The organism is Atribacterota bacterium (genome assembly GCA_028717805.1).
In the GTDB taxonomy this organism is placed as follows: Bacteria; Atribacterota; Phoenicimicrobiia; order Phoenicimicrobiales; family Stramentimicrobiaceae; genus Stramentimicrobium.
In genome coordinates this window covers 87,957-96,102 of record JAQUNC010000004.1, presented here as the reverse complement: position 1 = coordinate 96,102, position 8,146 = coordinate 87,957, and the positions used below count along the sequence as shown (strand labels likewise).

The following is an 8,146-nucleotide window of genomic DNA, read 5'->3' as shown; positions in this document are numbered from 1 at the left end:
TAATCCCATTGCTATTGCTATTCCAGCAGGCAAAGAGTATCCAGTGGTGCTAGACATGGCTACCAGTCTGGTTGCTAGAGGGAAAATACGGTTAGCTTTAGATAATAAACAGGAAATACCTTTAGGATGGGCTTTAGATTTAGATGGTAATCCCACAACAGATCCTCAAAAAGCCATTAAGGGAGCTCTACTTCCATTTGGAGGACCTAAAGGGTATGCCATATCTTTAATTATTCAGATCTTTTCCACTATTTTGAGTAATTCTGCGAGGGAAATGGAAATTAAATCTATGTATGATTTCTCAGGAAAATCAGAGATTGGTATTTTTTTAGGAGCAATTAAGATTGATTGTTTTATTTCCCGTGATAAATTTAACCATGAAATGGATGAATTAATTGAGAGAATAAAGACATCAAAATTAGCCAAAGGAAATGAAATGATATACTTACCAGGGGAAATAGAGTTGGAGCAACAAAAAAAGAGAGAAAAAGAAGGCATCCCTTTATCTAAGACTTTATATGATAATTTAAGGATTCTGGCTGATGAATTAAATGTTCAATTTAATATTTAAATATAGAGAGCTATTTATTTAATGAGGTGAAATCAGCAAAGAATTAAGAAGGAGTTTATCTGTCAGTAGAGGACTTAAATATTAAAAATTATCAAAAGATTAAAGGATTTAAAGGAGGGCAAAATTGAACGAATCTAAGGAATATATTTTGGAGAGAATGAAGGAAAGAAAGAGTATCAGAGATTATACTGATCAAAAGGTATCCGAAGAGGACCTAAAGCTTATCTTAGAATGTGCGAGATTTGCTCCTTCTGGAGAGAATGCCCAACCCTGGAGATTTATTGTAGTTAGAGATGAGAAGAGCAAAGAGTTTCTGGCTCAGATTTCCAAAAATGGTAGCGGTAGGCGGTTCACCGGGGAATTTTTAGGTAAGCAGATGCAAGCAAGGTTTGCCGGATTAGAAGATGAAGAGAAAAAGAAAAAAATATTTAAGAAACTTACTTCTGGTAATGTATCGGCCTTTGTTAATCAGGCAGATTTAATCTTAATAGTCTGTGGGAAAAAAGATGTTTGGGATACTCCTTATGATTGTTCTGCAGCGATTGAAAATATTTTACTGGCAGTAAGCGATTTAAAGTTAGGTTGTTGTTGGGTTATTGCCTGCGTTATTGATGTACGTGATGAAATGAAGATTAAGGAATACTTTAATATTCCAGATGATATAAAGATAATAAGCATTTTCCCCATTGGTTATCCGGCTAGAATTCCTAATGTTCGACCAAGAATTCCACTGGAAAAATTAGTATATAGAGAAAGATACGGAGATTTTTATTACCCATCAAGGGAGGGCGAGCAATGATGACTAGAGATAATAATTTTAAAGATACCTTATTTTTTGAATCTGTAAAAGAATTCTGGAACGAAAGAGGAAGAGGTGCTCGTTATAGGTTAACCACTGTCGGAATATCTTTCTTTAAGGAAAAAGTAACTTTAAGTAAATCAAAAGCAGAAAATATTGAAGAATTTAAAAAATACTTAATTGATAATAATTATTGTCAATCAATCAACTATACCGAAGACAATTTTTCATTTACTGTTGAGATTGAAGGTTGTTGTTTACAAAATATCAGAGAAAAATACGAAAATAATGGAATGGAAATCTTATGTTGTCCCATTGCCAATATGTTCATGCATATTATGGAATTAGAAACAAGAATGTCTCCAGAACTAATACCTATTCAGGTGGAGAATAATGTCTGTAAATTAACTATGGCTAAAATGGGTACTGAAGAAGTGACTGAAAAGGAGGCATAAAGAGAAACTGAGGAATAGAGTATTTGGATTAAAAGATAGGGTTATTTTTGTCTAAAATAGATGCTAAAATGATTTTAGCACATTAAAGGGAAAATAGTTCTAACAAGAAGGAATTGCTTTTTAAAAAATAATTAAGAAAGAGGTGAGAGATATATAATGAAAAGACTAAGCCTTTTGATAATCCTGGTTGTGTTAACCGTATTTTCATTAAACCTTACTAGTTTAGCCGCTTATCCAGAACGAAACATTAACTGTGTAGTAGGATTTTCTCCTGGTGGGCCTACTGATGTTATTGCCAGAGGTTCTGTACCTATCTTACAGGAGATATTGGGAGTAGGAATTGCTATAACTAATATGCCCGGAGCAGCAGGTGCAACAGCAGCTAAACATGTTTTGGATCAACCAGCTGATGGCTATACTTTCTATTATGGCTCAGAAATTATGTCAGTATGGCAGACTATGGGTACCATGGATATGTCACCACTAAGAGATTTTGATTGTGTAAAATTAGTAGCAGAAGCCACACCAGTGCTGGCAGTTCCACCTAAGTCACAATTTAATTCAGCAGAGGAATTTGTTCAATATGCGCAGGAAAATCCTGGTAAATTGAGAATAGGTACTGCTGGACCAGGAACCGTTCCACATGTTTCAGGATTGATGTTGCAACAAAAATTAGGCTGTGAGTTTACCTTTGTTCCCTATCAAGGAGGAGCACCAGCTATTACTGCAGTTATGGGTGCTCAGGTAGATGCTACTATCGAAATGGTACAATCCATGGTTTCTGCACATCAAGGAGGTCAACTGAAGATACTGGCTTCTTTCACCAATATACCGATACCTGGCTTAGAAGAGATACGACCGATAGGACAGATTTATCCTGAATTACAGGAAGATTTACCTTATGGACCGTATTTTGGTCCTTTTGTTAAAAAGGGTACTCCACAGGAAGTCATTGATGTATTGAAGGAAGCTATGGAAAAGGTGATTGTTGACCAGCGCTGGATTGATTATACCAATAATCTATATTTAACCAGAATTAATTACAGTGGAGAGGGAGCGATTGAATACCTGGAAGACTGGACTGCGAAAGCTGCCTGGCTACTTTACAATGCAGGAGCTGCTGCTCATTCTCCAACAAAGTTTGGAATTAAAAATTTGGAACTTTTAAAGAAATTAGAGAAATAAAATAATTGTTATTGATATATTTTCCCTTTAATGTGCCCTTAAACTGTTCTTAGATTATTTAGAAAGGTAAGATTTGCAGATGGTAGAAGTGAATAAAGAAAAATGCATAGGGTGTGGCGTATGTACTTCAGTATGTCCGGTTGAGGCTATCACGCTTTCTGATGGCAATGAATATGCTATTATAGACCATGATTTATGTATGGAGTGTTTTACCTGTATAGAGACCTGCCCCCAGGAAGCAATTAGTAAAGATGAGAGTAAATCAAATAAATAGGATGGCTTAAATTATGAACGATAACCAGGAAAATAGAATATTCTATAGAGTGATTTCACTTTTATTTGTAGCTTTGGTTATTACTATTGTCTATTTTGATATAAGCGGGAAATATCTTCAACAAGGTATTAAGTTATTTACAGTAGATTCCCCATTAATATTTCCTTTTTTAGTGTTTTTTACCTTAATTATAAATTTCATCTTTGAATTGAGAAATGAAATTAAAAAGATTTTAAATTTCTTTTCTTATTCTAAAACACAGGATGTGCTGCAAAAAAATTCAAACAATATTATTCAGACAAAAGAATTACTGGATATTTTCATCTTTACCGTAATAAGCATAATCTATGTTTATATTTTACCTAGGTTTCATTTTATCATCGCTACTGGCTTATATATGTTTGTTATTATGGTAGTGGTTAATGAATCGGATAAATTTGTTTATAAATTAACAAAATCAGCGCTTGCCACTGCAATAACAATTCCTCTTATTTACTATGTATTTTATGGAATTTTTGAGGTTATTTTGCCTTAAAATGGAAAGGGATTAGGGATTTCTATGGTTATACTATTACTTTATAATTTAGTAGGTGTTATAGTTGGCTTAGTTATGGGTGCCATGCCAGGGTTAACCGTGACTATGACAGCTGCCCTGGTAGTTTCTTTAACTTTTGGGTGGCCTATGGTAGAGGCCCTCTCTTTCATTATCGGTGCTTTTTGTGGTGGTGTTTTAGGCGGAGCCATATCAGCTATTACTATCAATATTCCTGGAACAGCTGCTGCTGTTGCTACAACCTTTGATGGATTTCCACTCAAACAAAAAGGAGAAGCAGATACGGCATTGGGATTTGCCCTTTTTAGCAGTTTAATAGGAGGATTATTTGGGGTGCTCTTTTTTGTTATTTTGGGTCCTATTATCGGAGCATATGCCCTTCGTTTTGGGGCACAGGAATACTTTGTTTTAACAGTATGGGGTTTAACTCTGGTTGCTGTTTTAAGTAAAGGAAATATTAGGAAAGGACTTATCAGTGCTGTTATAGGTATATTTATAGGGATGATAGGAATGGATCCGATTACCGGATTAATGAGATTTACAATGGCTATACCACTTTTCAGTGGAGGAATCCATTATGTTGTTGCTATGATAGGACTATTTGGTATGAAAGAGGTTTTTGTGCAGTTAACCAGTAAAAAATCAGGTTTTAAATTAGATATTGAAGGATACAAGATGTCTAAATTATTGCCCAGATTTGATTTACTTAAAAAATTAAACATCCGATGGTTAATATCTGCACCAATTGGAGCTATCATCGGACTGCTTCCAGGCACTGGTGGAGACGTAGGAGCCCTGGTTTCTTATGGTTTTCTTAAGAATATTATAAAAAAGCCAAGCAGACCATTTGGAGAAGGCGCTTATGAAGGGGTAATAGCTCCTGAGGTAGCTAATAAGGCAGCTGTTGGTGGTGCTCTTACCACAATGTTAACACTGGGAATCCCAGGTGATTCGGTAACTGCTGTGATTTTAGGTGCTTTTTATCTTCATGGTTTATTACCAGGACCGACATTTATGTTAACCGAAAGAAGTTATTTTTATCTGATAGCTATATTTGTTATCGCTGGAATGATTTTTTCCTATTTTATTGGCATTGTTGGCAGCAATGCCATGATAAAGATGTTAAATTTACCTAAATGGTATTTAATTGCTTTCATTCCTGTTCTATGTATTGTGGGGTCTTTTGCTCTACAGAATAAGTTAACTGATGTATTATTTATGTTTATCTTTGGTTTGATAGGCTATTTTTTTGAAAAATCCGGTTACCCTGTTAGCCCCATGATTTTAGGAATTATTTTAGGTCCTATGGTGGAAATTAATTTTAGACAGGCGTTAATTATTACTGGCAGTTTTCCCAGTTTAATTATCTCATTTTTCACCAGACCAATAAGCCTGATTTTAGTCATATTAGTTGCTATTTCTTTACTATTACAGAGCAGGTTGGAACAGCTCGAGTAAAGAATTTTTTAAATTATTTATATTATACCCATTATAAAATAAAACATTTAATTTAATATAAAAAATATACTTATATGATGTAGTCAATAAAAAGAATATAAATACAGAATTGCTAAAAATAATATTCTAGAATAAAGTAGAAAGGGATGTGATAATAATGTACGGTTACTGGGGGAAAGTGCTTCGAGTTAATTTAACAAAAAGAAATTATCAGGTAGTAGATATTCCTGAAAAAGTCTGGAAGGAATTAGTGGGTGGTTCTGCCTTCGGAGCTAAAATACTCCTGGAAGAAACTCCACCCAAGATAGATCCCCTGTCAGAAGAAAACAAGATTATCTTTGCTGTAGGTGTCTGGCAATCAGCCAAAAATCCGGGGAGTGGTAAATGGAGCGTTGTAACCAAATCGCCTTTGACTAAAACATTTCTTGATTCTTCCGGAGGTGGTAACTTTGCTTCTGCTCTCAAGAGAGCAGGATATGATGCTATCATTATTGAAGGCAAGAGCTCATCCCCGGTAGAAATAATAATCAATAACGAACAAGTAAACATAGAAGATGCTGCTTCACTCTGGGGAAAGGATGCCATAGAAACATTTAATCATTTCAAATCATCCCTCAATGATAATCGCTACAGTATTGTTTATATTGGTCCTTCTGGAGAGATAGGTCATCCTATTGCCTGTATAGGTTGCGATGGGCATAGTGTGGCCGGGCGAGGCGGTGCTGGCTCTGTGATGGGTTCAAAAAATTTAAAAGCTATAGCTGTACTAGGAACCAAAGAGGTCCCTCTCTATGATCCTGAAAAGGTTAAAAGTCGTGCTCTGGAATTAATGAGAGAGTTTACCAAACGTTCAGCCGAAAAAAGGAAGACAGGAACAACTTCTGCACCTGCCACCTTCGAAAAAATTGGAAATTTGCCTTTGAAGTACTGGGTTGGCGAAACCTGGGGAAAATCGGATCAGATATCTGCACCATATTACAACGAGGTATTACATACCAAAGCAACCTTTTGTGCCAACTGTCCCTATGGCTGTCACCGTCATATCCAAGTGGAAGATCCGGAAGAATATGCTGTAGAAGGCAGCGGTCCGGAGTATGAAACATTGGGCATGATGGGTGGTGCATTCTTATGTTCAGATCTTTTAGCCATAGCTAAAGCAAATGACATATGCAATCGCATGGGAATAGATACTATCTCAACCGGTGCCTGGATTAGCTTTCTGGCAGAGTGTTATGAAAAGAAGCTGATAAATAAAAAAGACACCGATGGTATAGCGATAAATTGGGGGGATGGAAAAGTACTGGTGCAGTTAACTGAGAAGATTGCCCGCTTGGAAGGTATTGGTGGATACTTCCAAGAAGGTATTGTTGGTGCAGCCAAGAGGATTGGTCCTGAGACAGAAGATTTGATAGTTCATGTCAAAAATATGGATTATCCTGCTCATGATCCCAGATGTCATCTAGCGGCTGGTTTAAATTATGCTACCGGTACCAGGGGAGCCTGCCATGAAAGGGCAGACGCCCAGGGATTCTTCTATCCCGAGTTAGGAATGGAAGCACCTGCCAGAACTATGGAGGAAGTTCCTCAATATGTCATACATCAACAGAATATGAGCAGTCTGGCTAATAGTCTAAGTGTTTGTAAGTTTATTCTAAGAGTTCCAAAACTTTCGTTGAGTGAAATTATTGAAATTCTAAATGCTGCTACGGGATGGAACTGGACGGTTCAGGATCTGGAAAAAGCGGGTGAACGGGGCTTTGTTTTGGAAAGAATAATTAATGTTCGTGATGGAATTTCTCGTAAGGATGATGTTCTACCCAAAAAGATGACCATACCAGCTCAGACCGGTCCTCGTGCGGGAAGAGTTCCGTTACCTCATGACAAAGCGTTAGATGAGTACTATAAACTTAGAAATTGGACTAATGATGGAATTCCGACTGAGAGTGGTTTGCATGAGATAGGTTTGGAAGAATATGTTCGTTTCTTAAACAAGCAAAATTCTTCTTGAATATATCTGGAATAAGCTGTATTTGGTCGGTAGGTTTGTTGACATAAAAGTAGATAGAATCTATAATCTTATCAGGAACAAGAATTGATATCATGACAGATCGGAAGAAGAGTAAATTAAAGTTTGTTTACAGAGAGCCGTACCAGGTGGAAAGCGGTGGCAAACTTGATTGAAATCCATCTTCCCAACAATTTAGTATATTTATATTACGTAAAATCTAAAATTTTCATATGTCTTTTGCTATTGATTAAGGATAGATCTTTCTATTAAATTAGGGTGGCACCACGTGAGTGAACTCTCGTCCCTAAGGTAGCGAGTACCAGCAGGCGGGAGTTTTTTTATTTCAGGAGATTATCTAAATGAATACAGATAAGGATTTTGAATTAGTAGATCACACAGCTGATATAGGTTTGAAAATATATGGCAAGAACAAACAGGAATTGTTTCTCAATGCCGCTCGGGGGATGTTCTTTCTTATTACTAGTGTCCCGGTATCTCCTGTTCAAAATAGACCCAAAAATTACTACAAAATAGAAAGTAGTGCTTCTAATATTGAAGATTTAATGATTACCTGGTTAAGTGATTTACTTTATATTCATGTTACTGAATTTGTTATCTTTGATGATTATATCATTAATTCTATGACTGAAGAAATGATTAAATCTAAAGCCAGCGCAATAGAGATAAAAAGTTCTCCCTACCGAATTGTTAAAGAGATCAAGGCTGTTACCTATCATGATTTAAGTGTTTACCAGGATCCAGACGGGAGATGGACAGCAAATATAGTATTTGATATTTAATGCTAAATACCTTAGAATTTTAATAAAGGAGATAACCTAAGTA

9 protein-coding genes are annotated in these 8,146 nt (G+C 36.1%); all 9 read left to right on the top strand.

Going from position 1 to position 8,146, the window contains the following annotated elements:
• Nucleotides 1-571 (top strand): Ldh family oxidoreductase (locus PHD84_01975; GenBank protein MDD5636576.1); only part of this gene is annotated, 571 nt, incomplete at its 5' end.
• A 124-nt stretch (nt 572-695) separates the two neighbouring features.
• The gene (locus PHD84_01970; protein ID MDD5636575.1) at nt 696-1,370 is read left to right on the top strand and encodes a nitroreductase family protein; all 675 of its coding nucleotides are present in this window, start codon (nt 696-698) and stop codon (nt 1,368-1,370) included.
• Nucleotides 1,367-1,825, top strand: coding sequence for a hypothetical protein (locus PHD84_01965; GenBank protein MDD5636574.1), 459 nt, complete (start codon nt 1,367-1,369; stop codon nt 1,823-1,825). The genes PHD84_01970 and PHD84_01965 overlap by 4 nt, the downstream gene beginning before the upstream one ends.
• A 156-nt stretch (nt 1,826-1,981) precedes the next feature.
• Nucleotides 1,982-3,010, top strand: coding sequence for a tripartite tricarboxylate transporter substrate binding protein (locus PHD84_01960; protein ID MDD5636573.1), 1,029 nt, complete (start codon nt 1,982-1,984; stop codon nt 3,008-3,010).
• Between the two features lie 79 nt (nt 3,011-3,089).
• A complete protein-coding gene (locus PHD84_01955; protein MDD5636572.1) occupies nt 3,090-3,284 on the top strand; it encodes a 4Fe-4S binding protein in 195 nt (64 codons plus the stop codon).
• Between the two features lie 13 nt (nt 3,285-3,297).
• The gene (locus PHD84_01950) at nt 3,298-3,819 is read left to right on the top strand and encodes a tripartite tricarboxylate transporter TctB family protein (protein MDD5636571.1); all 522 of its coding nucleotides are present in this window, start codon (nt 3,298-3,300) and stop codon (nt 3,817-3,819) included.
• Between the two features lie 24 nt (nt 3,820-3,843).
• Complete coding sequence (locus tag PHD84_01945) at nt 3,844-5,295, top strand: tripartite tricarboxylate transporter permease (protein ID MDD5636570.1); 1,452 nt, start codon at nt 3,844-3,846, stop codon at nt 5,293-5,295.
• Nucleotides 5,296-5,452: 157 nt separating this feature from the next.
• Complete coding sequence (locus PHD84_01940; GenBank protein ID MDD5636569.1) at nt 5,453-7,303, top strand: aldehyde ferredoxin oxidoreductase family protein; 1,851 nt, start codon at nt 5,453-5,455, stop codon at nt 7,301-7,303.
• 359 nt (nt 7,304-7,662) lie between these two features.
• Nucleotides 7,663-8,103 (top strand): archease, encoded by a 441-nt coding sequence (locus tag PHD84_01935; protein ID MDD5636568.1) that lies wholly within the window; start codon nt 7,663-7,665, stop codon nt 8,101-8,103.
• Nucleotides 8,104-8,146: the final 43 nt, after the last annotated feature.